17 protein-coding genes are annotated in these 21,982 nt (G+C 41.9%); 10 read left to right on the forward strand and 7 right to left on the reverse strand.

Annotated elements, in window-relative coordinates; genetic code table 11:
• Window positions 1-53 precede the first annotated feature (53 nt).
• Window positions 54-461, reverse strand: coding sequence for an H-NS family nucleoid-associated regulatory protein (locus G5179_RS08300; protein WP_150389434.1), 408 nt, complete (start codon window positions 459-461; stop codon window positions 54-56).
• Between the two features lie 595 nt (window positions 462-1,056).
• Entirely contained in the window at window positions 1,057-1,248 is a 192-nt protein-coding gene (locus tag G5179_RS08305) for a hypothetical protein (RefSeq protein WP_058059819.1), read from the reverse strand.
• Window positions 1,249-1,359: 111 nt separating this feature from the next.
• Between G5179_RS08305 and G5179_RS08310 the strand changes: the two genes are divergently transcribed.
• Window positions 1,360-1,812 (forward strand): antitoxin Xre/MbcA/ParS toxin-binding domain-containing protein, encoded by a 453-nt coding sequence (locus G5179_RS08310; protein WP_223849330.1) that lies wholly within the window; start codon window positions 1,360-1,362, stop codon window positions 1,810-1,812.
• Window positions 1,813-2,184: 372 nt separating this feature from the next.
• Here the strand turns inward: G5179_RS08310 and G5179_RS08315 are convergent, their stop codons facing one another.
• Window positions 2,185-3,750 (reverse strand): sensor domain-containing diguanylate cyclase, encoded by a 1,566-nt coding sequence (locus G5179_RS08315; protein WP_150389433.1) that lies wholly within the window; start codon window positions 3,748-3,750, stop codon window positions 2,185-2,187.
• A gap of 837 nt (window positions 3,751-4,587) precedes the next feature.
• On the opposite strand from G5179_RS08315, the gene G5179_RS08320 reads away from it, so the two are divergent.
• From G5179_RS08320 to G5179_RS08330, 3 genes are all read left to right on the forward strand, one after another.
• Complete coding sequence (locus G5179_RS08320; protein ID WP_150389432.1) at window positions 4,588-5,547, forward strand: sensor domain-containing diguanylate cyclase; 960 nt, start codon at window positions 4,588-4,590, stop codon at window positions 5,545-5,547.
• A gap of 188 nt (window positions 5,548-5,735) precedes the next feature.
• Entirely contained in the window at window positions 5,736-6,488 is a 753-nt protein-coding gene (locus tag G5179_RS08325; protein WP_107683372.1) for a hypothetical protein, read from the forward strand.
• A 257-nt stretch (window positions 6,489-6,745) separates the two neighbouring features.
• Entirely contained in the window at window positions 6,746-7,705 is a 960-nt protein-coding gene (locus tag G5179_RS08330) for a sensor domain-containing diguanylate cyclase (protein WP_081043421.1), read from the forward strand.
• 113 nt (window positions 7,706-7,818) lie between these two features.
• On the opposite strand, the gene G5179_RS08335 is transcribed toward G5179_RS08330, so the two are convergent.
• On the reverse strand, window positions 7,819-8,481 hold the full coding sequence (locus tag G5179_RS08335) for a response regulator (protein ID WP_150389431.1): 663 nt from the start codon (window positions 8,479-8,481) through the stop codon (window positions 7,819-7,821).
• A 126-nt stretch (window positions 8,482-8,607) separates the two neighbouring features.
• Window positions 8,608-10,134, reverse strand: a complete 1,527-nt coding sequence (norR, locus tag G5179_RS08340) for a nitric oxide reductase transcriptional regulator NorR (RefSeq protein ID WP_058053329.1) — start codon at window positions 10,132-10,134, stop codon at window positions 8,608-8,610.
• Window positions 10,135-10,304: 170 nt separating this feature from the next.
• Here norR and norV point away from each other — a divergent pair, with 170 nt between their 5' ends.
• From norV to G5179_RS08360, 4 genes are all read left to right on the forward strand, one after another.
• Window positions 10,305-11,786, forward strand: a complete 1,482-nt coding sequence (gene norV / locus G5179_RS08345; protein ID WP_017408675.1) for an anaerobic nitric oxide reductase flavorubredoxin — start codon at window positions 10,305-10,307, stop codon at window positions 11,784-11,786.
• Entirely contained in the window at window positions 11,783-12,952 is a 1,170-nt protein-coding gene (norW, locus tag G5179_RS08350; protein ID WP_150389430.1) for an NADH:flavorubredoxin reductase NorW, read from the forward strand. Before norV ends, norW begins: the two co-directional genes overlap by 4 nt.
• A 62-nt stretch (window positions 12,953-13,014) precedes the next feature.
• Window positions 13,015-13,356 (forward strand): DUF1971 domain-containing protein, encoded by a 342-nt coding sequence (locus G5179_RS08355; protein ID WP_150389429.1) that lies wholly within the window; start codon window positions 13,015-13,017, stop codon window positions 13,354-13,356.
• A 108-nt stretch (window positions 13,357-13,464) separates the two neighbouring features.
• Entirely contained in the window at window positions 13,465-14,682 is a 1,218-nt protein-coding gene (locus tag G5179_RS08360; RefSeq protein WP_150389428.1) for a 4Fe-4S binding protein, read from the forward strand.
• A 146-nt stretch (window positions 14,683-14,828) separates the two neighbouring features.
• Here G5179_RS08360 and G5179_RS08365 read toward each other — a convergent pair whose 3' ends face one another.
• Together G5179_RS08365 and G5179_RS08370 are read right to left on the reverse strand one after the other, a co-directional pair.
• Window positions 14,829-15,689 carry a TIGR02285 family protein gene (locus G5179_RS08365; RefSeq protein ID WP_150389427.1) on the reverse strand — a complete coding sequence of 287 codons (861 nt, stop codon included), beginning with the start codon at window positions 15,687-15,689 and terminating at the stop codon, window positions 14,829-14,831.
• Between the two features lie 662 nt (window positions 15,690-16,351).
• Window positions 16,352-17,719 carry a hypothetical protein gene (locus G5179_RS08370; RefSeq protein ID WP_150389426.1) on the reverse strand — a complete coding sequence of 456 codons (1,368 nt, stop codon included), beginning with the start codon at window positions 17,717-17,719 and terminating at the stop codon, window positions 16,352-16,354.
• A 437-nt stretch (window positions 17,720-18,156) separates the two neighbouring features.
• On the opposite strand from G5179_RS08370, the gene G5179_RS08375 reads away from it, so the two are divergent.
• Both G5179_RS08375 and G5179_RS08380 read left to right on the forward strand, forming a co-directional pair.
• On the forward strand, window positions 18,157-21,006 hold the full coding sequence (locus G5179_RS08375; protein WP_236319821.1) for a UvrD-helicase domain-containing protein: 2,850 nt from the start codon (window positions 18,157-18,159) through the stop codon (window positions 21,004-21,006).
• Between the two features lie 45 nt (window positions 21,007-21,051).
• Window positions 21,052-21,762, forward strand: coding sequence for a hypothetical protein (locus tag G5179_RS08380; protein WP_421258181.1), 711 nt, complete (start codon window positions 21,052-21,054; stop codon window positions 21,760-21,762).
• Window positions 21,763-21,982 lie beyond the last annotated feature (220 nt).

Consider the following 21,982-nt stretch of genomic DNA (forward strand, 5'->3'; position numbering starts at 1 on the left):
AACATAATCACTTCTACATTGAGCCCATGCCACATAGGCATGGGCTCTCTGCACTAGATCAAAAACTCTTCCAATGCTCGACCACTCGCCACAGCTTCCGCAATGGCCTTAGGCATGCGCCCCTGGCCAGTCCATGTCTTCTCCTGACCGCCTTCGGTGTACTTGTATTTTGCAGGACGGGGAGCGCGTTTGGCTTTGACTGAACCCTCGGATTTCGCCGGAGCGGCAGTGCCAACAAGCTCACTCGGATCTATGCCCGCTTGTTTCAGCAGCTCGGTAAACTCAGCCAGTTTTTGCAGGCGTTCAGCGGACTCTTCTCTCAATTTGCTCTCTTGCTGCTCACGCTCAGCAAAAATCTCTTCGAATTTTTCTCTGATTTCGACCAGCTGCTCGAAAGAGAGCTCGCGCAATGCAGCTCGCAGACTACGAATATTCATCAGTATTTTCAAAAAATCGTTCATTTTTATCCTCATGTATCACATTTTTATATCAGGAAAATTATCTCTCAATCCCAGCATCAGCTCCACTGTTTTTGGCACCAAGATGATTCGAAAAAGCATCATTTAAAAATCCTGAGCTAAATTGCGTTTGGATCTACTTATTGGCCTAGCTCCAATCTGCTATGAAAATATGTAGCTAAAAATTAAATCCAAGTGGTAGTGAGCGTTGAGACCACCTCACCAGATGAGCCGATGAAGGATCTTGTTCGGCTCACGAAATGAGCCGATAGGACAATATCATTGGCTCACAGAATGAGTCGATGATAAGAAATTTTAGATTTGCCCCTTGAGGATCCAGACACTTCGCCCCTCTTAACTTAAGAGGAAGTCTTGGATGACTAGGCCACTACACATCCATGTCTCCAGAAAGCAAAAAACCCCGCAACGAGGCAGGGTTTCAGCATTTTTTCAACTTCGCACTCAGGGTAGCGACTCTCCCTTGTTTCAACTTCGCACTTAGGGTAGCGAATCTCCCTGTGCCTTGATTCTATGAAAGGTGAAGCCGCTAGTCAACATTATTACTGGCATAACCAGCATTGAGCACTTATTTGATATGTTATTTTTGGATGCCTTTGCACTCAAATTTTGGAGGTGTTTTCCAACCTGTAACGCGCCCGCTGCGTTTGTTGATCCTGCGGTATTCATTCCCCAACAGGATTTCCCATTCAGAGCCGTTCTCCGATAGAACCTGAAAAGTAGTCCCCAGCTCAATGCCTAAACCTGGTTCAGTACAGACCAACTCGGTCATCAGCCCTCCTCAATGCAGGGGCATTTGGTTGTTAATTTTCCACTCAAAACGACAGTTTGGGGTAGGATAGCTCATGAGAGGTCGTGTTTGTACAATGAGGAGTGCTACATGATGCCCTATGCAACCTATCATCCTAGTAGTGACGCAGTTACTCCGAACCGTCTCCTAGAAGGTCTTGGTATTCCTCGTGACCCACTAGGAGCACATCTATGGATCGTGGCTGGCGTTGCTCCTGGCATCATTCATCGACTGGCTGAATTGATGAGTGCAGACATAGGTTTGATATGCCGCTTAGCAGGCATTAGCCGCCACACTGTTGCTCGCAAGCTGAGGATTGGGGCTCCCCTATCAATCTCTCAGGGTGCCAGGGTATACGGCGTTGTACAGGCCCTCAATGCGGCACTATCCCTCAACAAGAACGATACTGCCAAGGCGTTATCATGGCTAAACAGACCAGCCTGGGGCCTCGGTGGCGTGGCTCCAGCCACATTGCTGAATACACCGATGGGGGTTCAGGCTGTTGTGAATTTGGTGGGACGGATTCAGCATGGGGTGTGCAACTAAATCGAGGGTTCTGATAGGCGAATCCCCACGGAATGCTTAAAAAACAATCAACCCCATCATTTTTTGAAATTTATTTCATTTACCCCACTTGAAAAATTCGGAAAACTGTCCATTTACTAATTATGAGAGCTTCAATGAAATTTAAGCAGCTCACCATTATTCCGCTGCTACGCAGCGAAGATAAACCAGTTTTGTACACCCACGGCTATTATTTCATCAACAAACACTCATAATTGAATGTCATAACAATCTAACAACGAATTCTATCGAAGGAGATACCCTTACAATAACTGGTTAAATTAGTGCCTAAGGCACTGAATAGTAAAACTTCAATTTAATTCTTGCACATATATCAATCATACGGGATTCACGCTACTTGGTGTCATGAACAGTGGTTATTGATATGCACTCGTAAATTCGATTCTTACCATCGCGTTTAGCGTTGTAAACCTGAATGTCAGCTGCATTTATAAGCTCTTTTGCACTAATATCTTTTTTACTAACAGCAACCCCACCACTGAGTGTTACTCGAAGAGCATCTTCACGCCAGTCCAGATGCTCAACACCATGCCTTAATGCCTCCAGTAAAGATATCGCCAAGTTCCCAGAGCCCACTTCAAACAATACAGCTAATTCTTCTCCACCATATCGACAGAACCAGCCATGCTCATAAAAAATTGAATTTCCAAGTTTCGCTACTCTTTTTAATACAGAGTCACCAGTTTGGTGTCCGAACGTATCGTTCACTTTTTTAAAGTCATCTAAATCTAACAGTGCTAAATAAAATGGCTCTTGCTTTTTTAATAGCTGAGAAAGCTTTATGTCAAAAAATCTACGGTTGTATAAACCTGTCAGTTGGTCAACATTAGCCTGTAAGCGAGCTTCTGATAATTCATGTGTCGATTTTGCCACTTCGTCATACACATGTGATAACTCAACCATTCTATTCTTAGGTGATTTTAATGAATTGTTACGACTTGACCTTATAACATTGTATAGCTCATTGAGCATGCGTTGAAAATAACGAGACCATGACAATGCGAGTAACAAATAAAGGATGCATGTTAGCGCGATGACACCTTGAACATTAAGCGACACACTCTCAATGACACCTTGTAATGTAGATTCTGGAACAACACTAACCAAGATCCAGTCTTGACCATCGACTTTGTTATATGCCACAAACATCCCAGATTCTTTATCATGGAATACGCCTTTTTCTTTTGTGAACTTTGAAAGCCAGGTCATATCTTTCATGGGAGTAAACATTAGTTCTTTATCAGGATGAACTAGCATCTTACCAGCCCCATTCACCAACATCTGATACCCAGCATCTTGCTTATAATTAAGCCACTTTGATATAGGTTGAAGTAATGTATCAATTGAAAAGACACCAACTAACTTCCCTGTCGGGTCTTCAATTGTTTTAGCTAATGAGAGGGATAGCGTTCCGTAAATGTAGTCGTAATATGGTTCAGTCCAAACCATCTTGCCTTTATTTTTAACGGCAAGTTGATACCATGGCCTTATGCGTGGGTTAAAATTTGAGTCTGGTTGCCATTCAGGATGAACAAGCAATTGTCGATGCTCTGTGCCAACATAGATGTATTGTAGCCCAGCAGTTTCCTGATAACGCCGCCAGTCGTGTAAGTATTCAGATTGATGCGTGATCTTATTATTTATAAAGTCTTTATAATCAACCTTGCGATAGATAAGCTCAAACTGTGTTGTGAGGATATCAAGATATGGCTTAATCAAAACATTATGAAGTTGATCATTCTTGGATACTAACTGTTGCTGTAAATCACGTTGCAGAGTGACGGTCATATGATAGTAATAAATGGCCCCGAGAATTAATATGGGGACGAAAAGCAGAACTAACCCAAGACGCATGCGGGAAATCAATGACCATGTTTTCCACTGGGTTTTATCACTCATTACACAGACATCCTGTCTGAAAAAATCTGCTGGGCTAACCATACCAGAAAGCTTTAAATGAGCCCATCATTGTGATCACCCTCCTCGAACCTGAACGAGCCCCCTCAGGACTACTTGCTCGATAACTACTTACTACCGTTCATACAATCTGAACGTTAAGGTTTGTCTACGATGAAGACGATGGCCTGAGCTTTAAAGCCATAAGTGTCTGAATATATTATATTTTCAATGGTATGTGTCACACTGCATCAAATTTATAGTAACAATAGCCAAAGCCCCGAACACATCTACAGAGACACCTTCAGGCACAGTGTTCAGATCTAATCGCCTGGCCTCCCCAAACAACCTAGTGGTGTGCTGTTCGAGAATCTCATCCAGCTCTAAAGATGAGATGGATCTTCTCCAGCGAGGGTGAGCCTTAAAGTCCTCTATAACGCAGTGTTGCAAGCATAAATGTGGGACTTCGACCCACCCGCCTGAGTCAACGGAGGTATGTACCTTGGCTTGAAAAATGACTCTGACCATCGTGAAACATCCAGATGCAAAAACTGGGAGACTTGATGATATGAGGTTAGTTCATTAATGACAAACAAGTTAACTGCGGAATGGCTTTTTGCTAGGATGGTCGAATAAAACTAGGGGGATTCTAGGCGAGCTCTTGTTTGTCGAGCGAGCGACAACCACGCTACCAAGAGTGCAAACACTGCTCCTGTCATCAAAGATGAGATGGCTCGAAATCATAGGTCTACCTACTGTAATATACTGTCAGTACATCAGATCTACAGATGCACAGTATATGTTGGCAGCGTACAGTGCCCACACAACAAGGAGATGTTGATGCAAAGCCCTGTAGTACCGGATAACGAACGGCTTCGCTTAGACGCATTGCGCCGTTTAGCGATACTTGATAGCCCCGCAGAGGAGCGTTTTGACCGGATTACCAGGATGGCTCGCAACATGTTTGATGTGCCCATCGCATTGGTTTCATTGGTGGATGAAAACAGACAGTGGTTCAAGTCATGTTGTGGGTTGCCGGTATTGGAGACACCGCGAGACATTTCTTTTTGTGGTCATGCAATTCTCGGTGAAGAACTGTTTGTAGTTGAAGACGCGGCCCAAGATCCACGATTTTCTGACAACCCCTTAGTCACGGGGGAACCACACATTCGCTTCTATGCAGGCCATCCACTAGAAGTTGGGAACGGTTTGAAGCTGGGTACATTGTGCATCATAGACTCTAAACCCAGGGGTTTTAGCCCACGAGACCAAGCGCTGTTAGCTGATTTGGCATCCATGGTTGAGAGTGAGTTACAAGCCGTTCAGAGAGCAACCATAGATGAATTGACGGGGATAACTAACCGTAGAGGATTCATGCTGCTCGCCGAAAAAAGTTTGAAATATGCATTTCGTGTAAAACACCCAGCGGCCTTACTTTTTTTAGATCTAAATCACTTCAAACTAATTAACGATAAGTTTGGTCATGACATTGGCGATGACGCGTTGCGACATATGGCCGAGTTGTTATGCCGAGTATTCCGCGATGCTGATATATTCGCTCGCCTTGGTGGGGATGAATTCGTTGTCCTTTTACCTGGCACTGGTAGTGAACATTGTCAGAGAATTAAAGAGCGGCTGAATCATGCAATAGATGACTTCAATAGTCATAGTGGTAAGCCATACCAGTTGTCATGCTCCTTAGGAATTGTTATTTACGATGCTAGTATTCCACCTGATTTAGATCAACTACTCCGGCAAGCAGATGAGGAGATGTATGTATGCAAAGGGCTGCGTTCATAATAGGCATCGATTCATTCTATGTCGTTCGGCGTTGTAACTCTAGATACAGGGCGTGCGAGTAATCTTTAAAGTTAAATATGTAAATATTACAAAGCAATCCAGTAGTCATCATATATTTTTCATTTAAAAATGAAGAAAGTTTAATTTTGAGCTATATTGAGCGTATGATATGTCAATGTGAGATCTATATGTTTTCACAAAACCTTATAAAAAACATATTTTATATTTTTTTCATTATATTCTCGCTAGGTGTAAGTGCTGTTGAAAACACTATAGTTTTGGTGAGTTCAGATGACACCTTCAAATCAAGGTATGGATGTTGGCTTCATAATATTTACAGCGAGGCATTCTCCAGACTAGGATATAAACTAATTTATCGTGGCGTTCCTGGTGGACGAGCCCCAATTCTGGCTGAGAATGGAAGTGTCGATGGAGAGATACATCGACCATTAGAATATCAGCAACAAACAAAAAATATGATTAGAGTGAACGAGTCACATTTTTATGTGACTATCGAGGCATATGTATATGATAAAAAGTTAGAATTTAATTCTTGGGATGACTTAAACAAAGATGGTTTAAAGATTGAGTTTAGAAGAGGTTCTAAGCGCGCAGGAGAGGTTCTCTCAAAGTTGATTAAACCATCTTTACTTACTGATGTGAATACGACAGAACAGGGATTGAAAAAACTGATAAAAGGGCGTACAGATATATTTATTGAGCAAACCCTTGTATTTGATAAAAACAAAAAAGACCTACTTGAAAGCTCACCAGAATACGAAAAAGTACATTCGGCTGGCGTTGTAGATAAATTAGAAGGCTATGCCTATCTTAATAATAGGCATTTTACGCTAGCACAAAGATTAGCCTCTACGCTAAACATGATGAAAGTGGAAAATAAGATTGAACAGTTGAAAGATAAATATTGCTACCATGATTAACTAGAAATATTTTTTGCCGCGCATTGTAATATCATCCTCCATGGTCTCCCCTTAGCCGCAAGGCTTCCATTGAGGCCGCTCATGATGTGATGCTGGCTTGGTCTCCTGTCGAGTTGAATCCCATGCGAGAAGCTAATGTGTTAACGATCACACTACAACTAAAATCCGTCATATGTAATGCTACATTCCATTCTGTTGCATCTCAAAGAATGCCATACTATTTGCGTTTAAAACCGATATGAAAAAAGGAAGCAAGGATGCAACCTCTTCATGAAACCTCAGATCCCGACTTTCTACGCCTAGATGCGTTACGCCGTCTTCAAGCACTTGATTCCCCTACAGAGGAACGTTTCATTCGTATAACAAGGATGGCTCGTAATATTTTTGACGTGCCTATTGCCCTAATATCCTTTGAAGATAATGAGCATGGATGGGCTAAACCTTGTTATGGTTTAAACATGCATGAACCACTTCCGAATATCTCCTTTTGTAAAAAAGGGTTTCTCACAAAGAGCATGCTTGTTATAGAGGATACAACTCAAGATCCCCTATATGCTGAGAATCCGATGGTTATTGGGGAGCCATATATTCGCTTCTATGCTGGACACTCATTAGTCATAACGAATGGACTGCACATTGGTTCCTTGTGCATTATAGATCGGAAGCCAAGGGTTTTTGGTGACAAAGAGAGACGTTTATTTACTGACTTAGCATCTACAGTTGAGAGCGAGTTACGTGCTGTACAAATGGCTACAATAGATGAACTTACTGGGATCACTAATAGACGAGGGTTTATTCTTTTAGCTGAGAAATATTTGCAGCATGCATTTAGAACAAAGAGAAGTCTTTCATTATTGTTTATCGATTTGAATAATTTTAAATCGATAAACGATCGCTTTGGTCATGATGTGGGAGATGATGCATTGTGCCAAGCTGCCAGACTAATAAATATGGTTTTTAGAAACTCTGATATTTGTGCAAGATTAGGTGGTGATGAATATGTAGTTTTAGTTCCTGAGACAAACTATGAGTATTTACAATATATGCGTAGTAGGATAAATATCTCATTTGATGAATTCAACTTACACAGCGGTAAAGCCTACACCCTATCTTGCTCAGTAGGTATAGTGAGCTATAATCCCACGACTCCACCAGATCTAAACATGTTACTTCGATTAGCAGATGACGAAATGTATCGTTGCAAGCAAGATGGATAAATTAGATGCTAGCCATGGGTAAATTAATTATGTGTTCTCAGCAGGAGATTAATGAGTTACAATGATAAGAGCAACATGAACTTTTTTATCTGTGCTCATTCAGATTATTAAATCTACTTAATAGTTCTGTTGTGCGCCCATATAGTGACGGCGACTCTTGATTTTAGATTAAGTTTTCTTAAAATATTTTTCACATGTATTTTTACAGTCCCTGGTGATATGAATAAAAGTTTGGATATAACTTTATTCGAGTGGCCCTCAGCAAGAAGCTTTACTACATCAATTTCCCTATGGCTTAATGATTCGATAATGCCAACATTTATTTCTGATGATAAACTTAACATGAGTTTATTTTTTGGCTGAGGGCTTTCAACTGATGCATCTGCACATATACTCTTAATGCAGCCGATTAAATCAAGCGGTTCAATATCTTTTAAAAGATATCCATTTGCTCCGAACCTAAACGCTTCTACAACATCAATTTCCAAATCTGACTCGGTGAAGATAACGACCTTGCTTTTTATTTTCTTTGCTCTGATTCTCTTCAGCGTTTCTAATCCATTAAGCACTGGCATTTGAAGGTCAAGCAATATTAAATCTGGTTCATATTCTACTGCCAGATCTAATCCTTCTTTACCATTGCCAGCCTCTGCAATCACCTTCATAAGGTGATCTGTTGAGAGTGTAGCTTTGACTCCTGCCCGCAATATAGCGTGGTCATCTACAAGCAATACTTTTAATGCTTGCATTTCTTCGATTGAAACTTTGTTATCCATAACTACATTCTCAATACCATGCTAGCGTCACATTACACCATACGTGCACAAAAAAACACTATAAATCAACACGTTAACCAATATTCAGGATGCAACTCTATAATGGCCCATAGCTATGTATCTTTATCATTTTAACCCCAGTCGTTTGGCTAGACGATGTAAGTTACCACAATCAATGTCTAAGGCTCGTGCTGTTGCAGCCCAATTATCATTATGATCTGCTAGTACCTTTTTAATTAACGCAGACTGAAATGCATCAGTTGATGCTCTCAAACCCATTTGGTTACTAGCGAAGTCATCCATATTTTCGGTAGGACTTATGCCAGATTGAGGCATTGGTGGTATAGCTATACTGAAATGATGGGTTGCAAGCGTCAGAACCGGACTTCGTTGCTCTGCTCTAGCCAATACGGCACCACGATGAATGGCATGCTCCAGTTCGCGCACATTACCAGGCCAGTCATAGCCCTTCAAAAGATGCAGTGCTTGAGGTTGGATCCGCAGTTGCTCTAACCCCATACTCACTCGACAGCACTCGCAAAAGTAACCAGCCAGCAAGGAGATATCATCCTCTCTGTCTCTCAAGGCTGGTACATGTATAGGGAAAACACTCAGGCGATGATAGAGGTCTGCTCGAAACTCGCCATCGATGACCGCTTTCTTCAAGTCTCGATTCGTTGCAGCAAGCACACGTACATTGACTTTTAGTGGAGTGTCATCACCAATCCGCTGCAAGTCTCCATATTGAATGACACGTAGCAATTTTGCCTGCAATGATAAGGATAATTCACCAATTTCATCCAGGAACAATGTGCCCTTATCCGCTAGTTCAAATTTACCCGCACGGTTATGAATAGCGCCTGTAAACGCTCCCTTCACATGTCCAAATAGTTCACTCTCTGCTACGGATTCCGGTAGAGCTGCGCAATTGAGATATACCAATTTGCGATCTGCCCGTGGCGAGCCAAGATGTACAGCTTTTGCTATTAACTCCTTACCTACACCCGTTTCGCCCAAAATTAGGACGTTTAAATCAGTATTAGCAACTATATCTACTTCATGCTTTAGCTGCTGCATCGCCCGAGAATGCCCGATTATCTCGAATCTATCTGCACCTGTTGGTGTTGAAGGTATTAATGGCTCACTGCTCTGGCGAGCTAAACGCTCTAGTAGTAATGAGTTACTTAACGCCGCTGCCGCTAGTGCACCAACTAAACGCAACTCTTCATCGCTAATGTCATCAAACTGGGCAGGATTCATTCCATCTATGGTCAATGCACCAATCAAGACTTGATCGGAGAACAAAGGTAAACCAACACAAGCATGCACCTTAAATTCTGCATGATCAGGGATCAAGCCATCATAGGGGTCTGGCAAGTTACTATCTGCCGGAAAGCGTACTACGTCACCAGCACGAGCAATTGCCTCCATGCGTGGGTGCTCCTTGATGGCGAAACGGCGTCCTAATACGTCCTGCATTAAGCCATCGATGGCGAGCGGGATGAACTGGCCTCCTTCGTACCGTAGCAAGGCTGACGCATCTGAGTTCAGTAGGCTGCGAATACTCTGGATAAGGCGGTGGAATCTGTCTTGATGTGAAATCCCCAGCTGTATGTCTATAGCAATACGAGCCAAACTGTCTGTCGAAATCATCGTTAGTGTCCAAATGACATTAATGCTGTCATTTAAACAATATCAATGCTATGTCATTTTAACAAATCAATAAATTAAATCTCATAAAAACAATAAGTTATGGGTTGGCATGTTAGCTGCAATAGTTGATATCAAGAAATACCAACTATTACATACTGAGGAATTGCCAGATGACCATTCATGTCAAAAACAACATTCACTGGGTCGGCCAACGGGACTGGGAAGTTCGAGATTTTCATGGTACTGAGTACAAGACAAACAAGGGGACGAGCTACAACAGCTATCTCATCCGTGAAGGGAAGAACGTGCTGATTGATACAGTCGATCATAAGTTCAGCCGAGAGTTCGTTCAAAACCTTGCAGCAGAGATCGACCTTAACCTTATCGATTATGTGGTGATCAACCATGCTGAGGAAGATCACGCAGGGGCACTGACCGAATTGATGGCTCGTATCCCAGGCACTCCGATTTACTGCACTCACAACGCTATCGACTCAATCACGGGACACCATCATCATCCTGAATGGAACTTCCACCCAGTCAAAACAGGCGACAGTCTCGACATCGGTAATGGCAAGCAGCTGGTGTTCATTGAAACACCTATGCTGCACTGGCCCGATAGCATGATGACCTACATGACTGAGGACGCAGTGTTGTTTTCTAACGATGCCTTCGGTCAACACTATTGTGATGAGCATCTGTTCAATGACGAAGTAGATCAAACCGAATTGATGGAGCAGTGCCAACGGTACTACGCAAATATCCTCACCCCATTCAGCCCACTTGTGACAGCTAAAATCAAAGAGGTGCTTGGATTCAACCTGCCAGTAAGCATGGTGGCAACCTCCCACGGTATTGTCTGGCGTGAGGATCCGACCCAAATTATTCTCAAGTATCTGGAGTGGGCAGACCACTACCAAGAAGATCGTATCACCCTGTTCTATGACTCGATGTCAAACAACACCCGTATGATGGCCGATGCCATCGCACAGGGTATTCACGAAGTTGACCCTGGGGTCGCAGTCAAGATCTACAACGTAGCCCGCCACGATAAGAACGAGATCCTGACACAAGTGTTCCGCTCCAAGGGAATACTCGTGGGCTCATCCACAATGAACAACGTCATGATGCCTAAGGTGGCAGGCATGCTGGAGGAGATAACTGGCCTGCGCTTTAGAAACAAGCGTGCTTCTGCATTCGGCAGTTACGGCTGGACTGGTGGTGCAGTAGATCGTATCCAGACCCGATTGATGGATGCAGGCTTTGATATCAGCATTTCTCTGAAAGCCAAATGGCGACCAGATGGTTCTGCACTGGCAGAGTGCCGAGAGCATGGACGCCAGCTCGCTCGTCAATGGGCGTTACATCCTATTGAGGTGCCTCGCCCAGAAAAAGCAGCCCATCAAGTGCCATTCACTGTTGATATCTCCCCTGTAGAGGAGACCACCCAGTCAGTTGTAGCCGGAGTAGACGATGAGCAAGCAATGCTTTGCACAGTCTGCCAGTGGGTTTATGACCCCGCCTTAGGTGAACCGGATCAATTGGTTGCGGTTGGCACTCCCTGGAGCCTTGTACCGGAGAGTTTCCTTTGCCCTGGCTGCGGCATCGGCAAGGAGGTATTCGAACCATGCGCAGTGGAGGCATGTGTATGAGCGCATTAAATGAGCATTATGCTGGTTCCAGCCAGGATATAGTCATCATCGGTAGCGGCTTTGCCGCTCAGCAGTTGGTAAAAAGCTTGCGTAAATTAGATGGTGAAAGACCGATCCGTCTTATTACCGCTGATAATGGCAATGAATATAACAAACCGGACTTGAGTCATGTGGTCAGTCGTGGTTACACCGCCAGCGCAATGACAAAGTTGACGGGGGCTCAATTTGCTGAACAGCAACGTATCATTCTGTCACCTAATACGATTGTGCATAGCATTAGTCCGAATAACAAAATGGTACACACAGATCATGGCGATTTTTATTATGGCCAGCTAGTGCTGGCAACTGGGGCCAGTTCTATACGGCCTTCCATACCAAACTCAGATCAAATGGTTACCCTCAATAGCCAAAATGATTATGCCAATGCCGAACAATTAATTAAGAATGCAAAACGCATTATGGTACTCGGAGCAGGTTTGATCGGCTGTGAGTTGGCTATGGATATGGTGGGTCAAGACCGAATTGTGACGCTTGTAGATCTGGCGGACAGCCCACTAAGTACATTAATGCCAGCCTCATTGAGTCAACCGTTACTGCAAGCCTTACGGGAGCAGGGGGTTGACCTTAAACTTGGTCGAGGTATCAAGTCGATACAAAGAAGAGATGCCAACGAATCCTTTACGATAGAGCTCACTGACAGCAGTTTCAATGAACAGGATCTTGTCATTTCAGCTATAGGTCTACAACCGAATCTATCCTTAGCGATGAATGCAGGACTGGCTGTTAAACGCGGAATTGTAGTAGATGATTACCTGAGAACATCGAGTGAGCACATTTATGCTCTTGGTGATTGCGTTGAGTGGAAAGGTGAATTGCGACCCTTTTTGCAGCCAATTGTTCTCGGTGCCAATGCATTATCTAAAACTCTGATTGGTAAGCCAACACCATTAACGCTTCCTCCAATGCTAGTGAAGGTAAAAACACTTCAATATCCTTTGCAGTTAGCTGGTAGAACCAAAGGTGCAGACCTTTCATGGCAGTTTAAGTGGAATAAAAATGGAATGGTCGCAGAAGCTCGCAGCGAGGATGGTGAAATGTGCGGCTTTGTCGTAGGTGGAGACCAGATGGGAGCTGCATTCCCACTTCTACGCCTTCTTTCTAGATAAGTAATTGCTGGCTGAGCATATGCTCAGCCTTACTTAATTTTATAGGCTATTGAGGATAAAGCATGTCGCTACTGCATATTATACCCACTCATTGGGTTGTTCGCCGCTCTACCCCATTTTTTACAAATGAAAACGTACCACATGCTCTACTAACCCATCACAATACAGCTGCTGGAGTATTCGGTCAGTTATGTGTAATGGAGGGGACTGTAACATATTACGGTTTTGCTGATGAAACAGCAGAGATACCTGAAATTACGCTTGTAATCCGAGCCGGAGAGTTTGCAACCAGCCCACCTCAGTATTGGCACAGGGTTGAACTGTCTGAAGATGCTAGATTCAATATCCATTTTTGGGCTGAAAACGTAAGCTCAGACACCCCACTCATTAAGACAAGAGAATAAATTACAATCTTGTCATCGCCACAAACCAGGCCAACTGCCCATCCAGATCAAAATGAACAACTGTAATGTTGTTTATGATTGGCTGTTTTTGCGATGGGGGTTGGCTAGATGAGTGGGATTGAAACCATAACCATGCTGAGTGGCTTGGTGTATCTGTTGTTGTTCCAGTGGCATGAGCGTTCAGGCTGGTCTTGGCAGCTGTTCATGATGCTAACCGCTGCTGTATGGTTGACGGTAGCAGCCAAGCCACCACTAAGTAGTTTAATCGTGTTTGCTGTCGCTATTGGTATGCTTTATAGATATAAATTAATATCCGCATTTTATGATTCAAGTGATCAACAACTTCGTAGTTTAGTTAGATATTTCTTAGTTATATCGTGGGGATTTGTAACAATACAGTATGGCGTTTATATTTTTCAACTCCACCAGGGTGAGCTACCTTGGCTGTCTAGACCTGATATCGTAGATGGCTTTCTACCTATAGCGGGCGGTCTTGGCTTGCGAGCGTTGTTGAGTTTGGGCATTACTGATTACCACCACCCAGCGGCAACAATCACAGTCTTGGTTATTTCCTTATCTGGACTCATTTTAGGTCGTGCCTTCTGCTCATGGTTTTGCCCTCTTGGGGTTGTCGGTGAATGGCTGCATCATTTTCGAAATTTGCTGCTACCTGGTGAGTGGACTCCGCCAAAATGGTTAGACCTACTGCTCAAGTCTCAGAAATTTCTAGTTCTATCATTTCTGATGTTCATAGTTATTCTTGCTGTTCCAAATATTGCACTGCCAGGGTACTTGATGAGTCAGTATCACCAAGCTGCTGACATGAAAATGGGAGCCTTCTTTTTCAACTTGAACTCCATATCAGGTATTTTTGTTGTCTGGGTATTAAGTGTCACGATGATTTTCAAGCAAGGTTTCTGTAGATACCTATGCCCTTATGGTGGATGGCTTTCCTTGCTGGGACTTCTGACACCATTACGTATTCGCAGGTCTTCCAGCAGCTGTTTACGAAGCAAGGGATACGATTGTGATAAATGCAGTAGAGCATGTCCATCAAGGATACAGGTTCATGAACTTATATCAGTCAGAAATATTGAGTGTACAAACTGTTTAACTTGTATCTCTGCATGCCCAAAACAAGCTAATGCGATTCATTTTGGTACTGCGAATAAAAAGGTTTCAGCAAAAACTTTGCTTGCAATGTTGTGTGTTTTACTTCTCTTAATGCCATTGCTAGCTCATGTGATTTTCGATTTTTGGACAAGCAACACACCATTAGAACAACGCCGCTACCTATTGGATATTCTGCCGAGTCTTTCACATTAGAGTTGATATTTTATCTCACAAAAGCATAAGAAATAAATAAGCAACATTGATGTAACAAGGTGTATCTAGGTTAGGTTGCGATAGCTGGTATATGAACTTAGATAGCGTTAGGGTATATGTATTCAATGGATAGAATCACTATATACCTAACGCATATCATGGTTAGGTAAGTTACGCCACATATAGTTCTCGTTAATATATGCTGGATTTGATTTTAGTTTTGATAGTGCTTCATTGATATCAGATATGACTTTATCACCCCACTCGGTTTTCGGTGCGGCAACATAAGTTGATATTTCTTTTGGCTGTCCAGCTATCGGAAGAACTTTGAACTTCCCTAGATAAGCCTTTTTATTTAAATCAGATACTGTTGATGAGCCATACCCAAACTTACTTTCTGTGTAATAGATAATTTCCTCTGGGTATGCAACGGTAAAACCATTTACATCTTTTAATAGCATATCCAGGACATTACCCATCGGAGCATTGAGCGAGTAGTTAACTCTCTTATTTGTTTTATCTTTAATTGCGAGGTCAAATTTACTTCCATAAGAACGAGATGCTATGAAATAGCCAAGTTTATCCTTCGATTGAATCAACCGAAGCAAATCAACACCGTCTCCATCAATTATATACTGCTTATAAGTGTTAAGCTCACTGGATGGTATGATTACATGTGGTGCAGTTGATAGTGTTTTATGAAAAGTAGAAAATGTTTGATACTTCTCTCTTTCAGGCGTTTTTAGCATGTTGCCACAGACAACTTTTTTCCCTTGCTGCATCATCTGTTTAATTCTGGCAATATTCGCCCATATTATTACATGGTTATACTGAGGTAATTCAGCTCTTATCATTGCGTCAGTAACATCAACCACACCTCTACCTGAATAGCTGCCATCTTTTATATAAAATGGAGGAATGTCATACTGAGCCCAATGTATGGTCTCTTTTGCAGTTACATCGACAGATATAATAAAAGAGATGAGTATTAGAAGAATCCTTTTCATGGCAATTTCACCTCTCTATTATATTGATATAAACCATAGTGCGGCGATTAGTCAGCAACACTAACATCTTCACAAGAAAATATTGGCATGCGTATGTGCTTTCGTAAACCTACTAACGTAGAAATTTCTGGTTTTCTGTATCGTCAAGGATGGTGCTGAACGTTGATACGCCGAACTCTCCCGCTTGTCGCCATACGCAGCAGCATGGGACGTGATTGTTGCTGTCCCATAGAGCCCATAGAGCCCATAGAGCCCATAGAGCTTGTACGCTATGTGGCGTGCTCTTGAGGTCGAACAATGTCAGGTGTGCAATCCTTTGATGACGGGATCCTGCGCTGGCTTCGGCTTCAAATATGGTTTGCTTGGTTTCTCTATAAAATAGCTTAGCTATAGCTATAACAAACACGCCTTTCTAGTCGCCTTATCTCTTGATTAAAAATGCACCCTGCAAGGCTATCACTAGGAGAGCCAGGTACTACGATAAATAAACCACAGTTTGGAGGGTATAACAGGCCATGTTTTTTACCTCGTTTGTATCTCCATTTTCGTTTGATATACTTCCGCACAATAACATCTATTTCTTTAGAAGTTGAATATCTCATGACTCCTCCGGCGAGGATGCATTAGTTAAATCTATAACTGTTTCTTCAAGTTTTGTTATATCACTGAAAGTGAAGGATTATCCGCTCATCATCAGAAGCAAAATCTTCTGATGCCCATACCCACTGTAATTGTCTTGTTATATTATTAGCTGCATCTTCTATGCCTTTTTTAGACCACGGTGCAGCTCGATAGCTACCATCAGGCATTAGTTCAACTAACGAAATAGTGTAACTTAGATTGTAAAAGCCAAGTTTTCTACGTTTTTCCGGAGATAATCTCCACGTGTCGTAGGTTAAATTAATTGTTCCATTATTCGGACTGACCTTCCATGAGACCTCAGGTAGTTGATGAAGATGAGTACGCAATCCCTCTGCTAGACCACTAGTAAGCTTATTAACTATCCAGGCGTGAGATCTACCACTAACTATAAACCTGTTAAATACCGAATCTTCTTGGTCAGTAAACCAACCTCCGGAATATGCAGTTCTGCTCTTAGCATTGTCCGTTATTTCAATTACTTTCAGTCTCAGATTTTTTATGTCTGATGGATACAGAACTTCATCATTTAAGGTGACGAAATTAGCCTCATCAAAAGCTATTCGGTCTAACTCAGACAACATCCATTTATCTGCTTCACTGGGTGATACCCATTTTAATCCATCAGGCTTAGGTAACGTTCTTGAAAAAATGAAAGTGGTTTTATGGAAGCCACTAATTCTGGGATGGATAAGATCTACATGTATCCAAGGATATGTATGCTTAATGCTGATATGCATATCTTCAGTATAGTAATGACCCACCTTCTTGATGACATCCCGTACCTCCCACATAATCTCACTAAGGCCATACTCAAAACTTGTACTTATTGAATCCATTACAGTCTTACGGATAAACCAGTGACCATGTACATTTGCAGGATTTAGAATTTGCTCGCTACTCCAACCTGTAATATCTCGAAGTTTTATTAACTCGTCAGGTTGTCCAATCAATTGAGCCAGTTCTATTTGGATGCCAAGATCTCTTGCAAAATCATAGATATCTTTGTTCATATCAGGACATTGACCATTATATTTGCTTTGCCACTCAGAAAACTCATTATTAAGTGCTTGGTTATTGCCAAGTTCCAGCTGTGCTTTTAGTTGCTTGACTAATTTATCTATATAGTGATAAGACTCAGGCGTGTCTTTCCCTTGTAATATCTCTACGGTTGTTTCAAGCACTTGAGCTAGAGCATTTGCCAAAGCCTTGCTGGTGTGTCCGTTCTTTTCTACTCGTTGATAATGACCAATGAGGGTTTTTGGAGCGGCCTCTGGAGAGCGACCCAAAATCTTGTAAGCCTTACTCATCAACATTTCTTGGGTCAGGCCTGATTCAACACGTAGACCCTTCAGCCTTTCAGGATTGATGACAAACGATGTTCTTCCCATATGAATGAGCTCCTAAGTGACGATGCACATATCATGGTGGAAATAATAAATGTTGTATATACATCATAAATACCACATCTATTTTTTTGCGTAAGCCGAGCAACAGGGTTCGCTGAGCTATACGCTTGGTCTTGGCCTTCGTAGGTGCGTGAGAGGTAACTGCGATAGTCAGCATCAGTTGCAATCTTCATCACTTGCTGTGAGCAGATAGAGCTTTACTTCGAGTGGTGAGAAGTAAGAGGTTTAGCCTGGTGTGCAGCCAGTTGGCATCACAATCCCAAACATGCAGCTCGGTGTGATCGCCCTCTCATCTAGTTTTCTCTACTCATGGTTTGTGACCAAACCATCCATGTAATCTGTTACTATGCCACCCATTTGGCACCACAACTTGTGGGCAAGTAAATAAGTCTCATGACGCATTAATTAGAGAGTTGTTAATGAATGATTCCATAGCCAAGCTATCATTTAATTTCATAGGGAAAATCCTTGGCTCAGATACGATTGTTGTGCAGGGAGATAAAATAGTATCCTTAAAAAAGGATACTATTTTAGAAAATGACTCTGCATCCGATTTCAGGAGTTTTGCAACTTTTGAACGAAAATTTCTAGGTGGGATACTTACCTACAAAATTGGAAGTAAGACTAAAAAACACAAATTTATTAGATGTGCTGATTCAGATAGCTTCGTTGAATCGCTAAATACATTAATAGCAAAACATATTACAACAACAATAGAGCAGAAAGTTACCGAGTTTTATAGTCTTGCTTTTGATGAGTACCCAAGAGATTCCTGGGTGAGTAATCTTGCTCAGATATGTATGTCATTGAGCCGCGACTATGAGGCTCAGAGCGAACAATGGGAAAGATATTTAAATCCTGAACTAATAGAGAAGGTAAAAAATCTAATATCATATCATCCTCTTAATATTGAATACATACGCGAGCAGCACGAAGAGTATCAACTTATAAAAAGAAAAGAGTTCTTTGATGTAGTAGAATCAAATCCATTAACTAATGAACAGCGTTTGGGCGTATTACGCTCCAATGATAGGAATATGGTGCTTGCAGCAGCTGGTACTGGAAAAACATCTGTCATGGTTGCTAAGACCCTCGATTTGATAGACCGAGGATTAGCGAAGCCATCGGAGATCTTGGTTCTTGCATATAATAAGACTGCTGCGGGCGAACTAAGTGAACGCCTCGAAGATAAAGCTAAGAAGTCTAATATTGAGCTAGAATCGACTCCAGATATTGCTACTTTCCATGCGTTAGGCAGGATGATTCTACGTAATTCAAACGTTGATACCAATATATCTATTTTTACTGAGGATGACGTAAAGCTAAAATTATGGGTCACCTCATGGCTTGAAGAGTATTTATCATCAGATATCGATAGAATTTATGACTTTATAAACATGTTCCCAGAACCCGTTAACCCTTTTGATTTTAAGTCGAAATCAGAATATGAAGCGTATATCAGGGACAACGAATTTAGAACCCTCAACAGTGATCTCGTTAAGGGTTACCAGGAACTCCTTATAGCAAATTTCCTTTATGAGAATGGTGTTGAGTATAAGTATGAGTCTCCATATGTGACCAAACGGCGTATTGATATTGGTTTTGACTATCGCCCTGACTTTAAAATCATAGAACCTGAACTTTATATTGAGCATTTTGGTATAGACCGTCATGGAAGAACCAGGCCAGATATAGACCGTGTTTCTTATAATCAGTCCATTAATAATAAAAGAATGCTTCATAATGAATGTGAAACTGTTTTAATTGAGACATTCCATTATGAATGGATAGAGGGTGTTTTACTGGAAAACCTCAAGAAAAAGCTGTTAGATAATGGTGTCATTCTTAATCCATTATCTCCTGATGAATTGTTCAGCAAGCTGCATGATATGGGTCATATCACAGGCTGGGGTGAACTTTTGACAAAAGCCCTCCAATCCATTCGAGTTGAACGCCTCACGAAAGAGTCCATACAGAGTAGGTTCGATGCTACTGGTGTGCATCATTCCAAGAAGCTCTCAGAAATCTTGGATTTGCTTCATCATGCATATATCAGTGAGCTCAGAGAACAGAATGCAATTGACTTTGATGACATGATAATCAGAGCGATTCAGGAGGTGAATGCTGGAAAATATATTCCTGAATGGCGATACATACTTGTTGATGAGTTCCAGGATATATCAACAGCTCGAATGGAGTTCATCCAGACCATCATTAAAAATGGGCCACAGCCATCACTAACTGTCGTTGGTGATGATTGGCAGTCAATTTATCGATTTAATGGTGGAAAGTTAGAGCTAACAACTCGCTTTGGTGAAATCGTTGGTAGCTACACGCTTACTAAACTACAGAAGACCTTCCGCTATAACAATAGCATTGCCGATACTGCTGGTCAGTTCATTATGGAAAATCCTGAACAGTATAAAAAGTATATAGAAACGCATACTGTGGTTGAAGATTCACAGATTTATCTGCTTGATGACAAATCCCCAGAAAAAGGAGGTTTGAATAAAAGAGTCGCTGAGGTTGTTCAAAAGATTAGAGAGAATGATGCGACTGGAAGCATTGCAGTTATTGCTCGTTATAACTATCTTTTAAATGAGGCTAAGAGTGCATTAAAACAGACTAATAGTTTGCGCAATGTTAACTTCTGGAGCTTTCATAAATCTAAGGGGTTAGAGGCAGACTATGTAATTTTAATCGGCTTCTTTCAAGGAAAGATGGGATTCCCTAATGAAAATAAAGACAACCTTATAGTTGAATCTCTGCTGCCATCTCTAGACCCATATCCTCATTCTGAGGAAAGGCGTCTACTGTATGTAGGCATTACCCGAGCAAGGAAGAAAGTCTACATTATTGCCAATCCTACAGCACCATCCGATTTTGTGACGGAGTTACTCTCGCCAAAATACAAGATAAATGTTGTTTCAAAAGCATTCAGTGAGGAATCAAAAAAAAGGTTCAAGTGCCCATACTGTACAGATGGCTATCTAAGGTTGGTCAAGGGGCCGTATAGTGATTTCTATGCTTGTAGCACAGGTTTTGGCTGTCCTGTAGGAAAGGCTAGAGTGTGTGAAAAATGCCACTCACCATCAATTGATACAAGGAATGAGAGTGTTTGCAATAATTCTCTTTGTGGTTGCAAAATTAAAATATGCCCTGAGTGCGGACGACCAATGAAAATCCGTAATGGTCAGTATGGTGACTTTTGGGGATGTACTGGTTATGGGATTAAGGATGACCAGTGCAAGGTTACCATCAAGGTCTAGGCAGGCTTATGATAACTAATTACGTGAGTTAAGGTAGGGGGACATATGGATACGTATTCCGAAATCATAAATGAATTCAATTGTACGTTTTCTACCAATGCTAGCCTGTGTAAAGATTTAAAGGTTGGGTGGGATCTGGGAGATTGTAGGTCTTTTGCTTTATACCAGTTAGTAGAAGACCAACGCAGTGCCCCCTTTGGTACGGTTCTATACCACCATATCGGCAGCTACAACACTGGTGAGGTATACGAAGCAGAGGGGACAGCAGGCTTCAGTCTCTGCTCACGACTCGATAGTATTGAAAAATTTTTCCCTTTGTCTTCAAACAAGGAGACTCGAAATTTAGAGATTGGGTATCGGTCAACCTGGCTTGGCGGTAGTTGTGCATTTTCCTCTATTCCGTTTAAGCGGTGGTGGGTTGATTCATTTAAAACATTGTGTGCAAATGTTCCTGCCCAGGCTGAGCTGGTTAACTCATTCTTGACGCGAGAGATAGAGGTTCTTGCAGAGGCTGCCAGGAATAAAGGCCATAGAAGTGGCTGGGTTTACAATAGGTTCGTTGATAAACTTGAGTATCTCTCGATGCGAGTGAATCATGAATTTCTTGACTCAACACAATATTTATTTAAGCCTGTGCTGTTTTTTAATGAGTTTTCTCATAACTTGGTTAGTTTGAATGAACAAGAGAAAAGGGAGTTAATGAACAAGGCTAGAAGAGATTGCCATTTTGATGACCCACTTAAGAAGTGGTGGTAGTCAGCGATGGCAGTTAGCAGTTCTACGCAATCATCAGACTTATGTAAGCAATGGCTGTCTCGACAGGTTGCTCGGTTGCAAAGGGGATATCGATTACTTCCTAACCAGGCGAGCTCATTGAACTTTAGAGGATTTGTAGAAGCGGACTGACCATTATGCTAGATGATCGAGGGGCCGTACCCTACAGCACATTGAATAGGCTCTAAAATTGATGCCAATG

The sequence above is a fragment of the Aeromonas sp. 600886 genome (assembly GCF_049174935.1).
Classification (GTDB): domain Bacteria; phylum Pseudomonadota; class Gammaproteobacteria; order Enterobacterales; family Aeromonadaceae; genus Aeromonas; species Aeromonas veronii_A.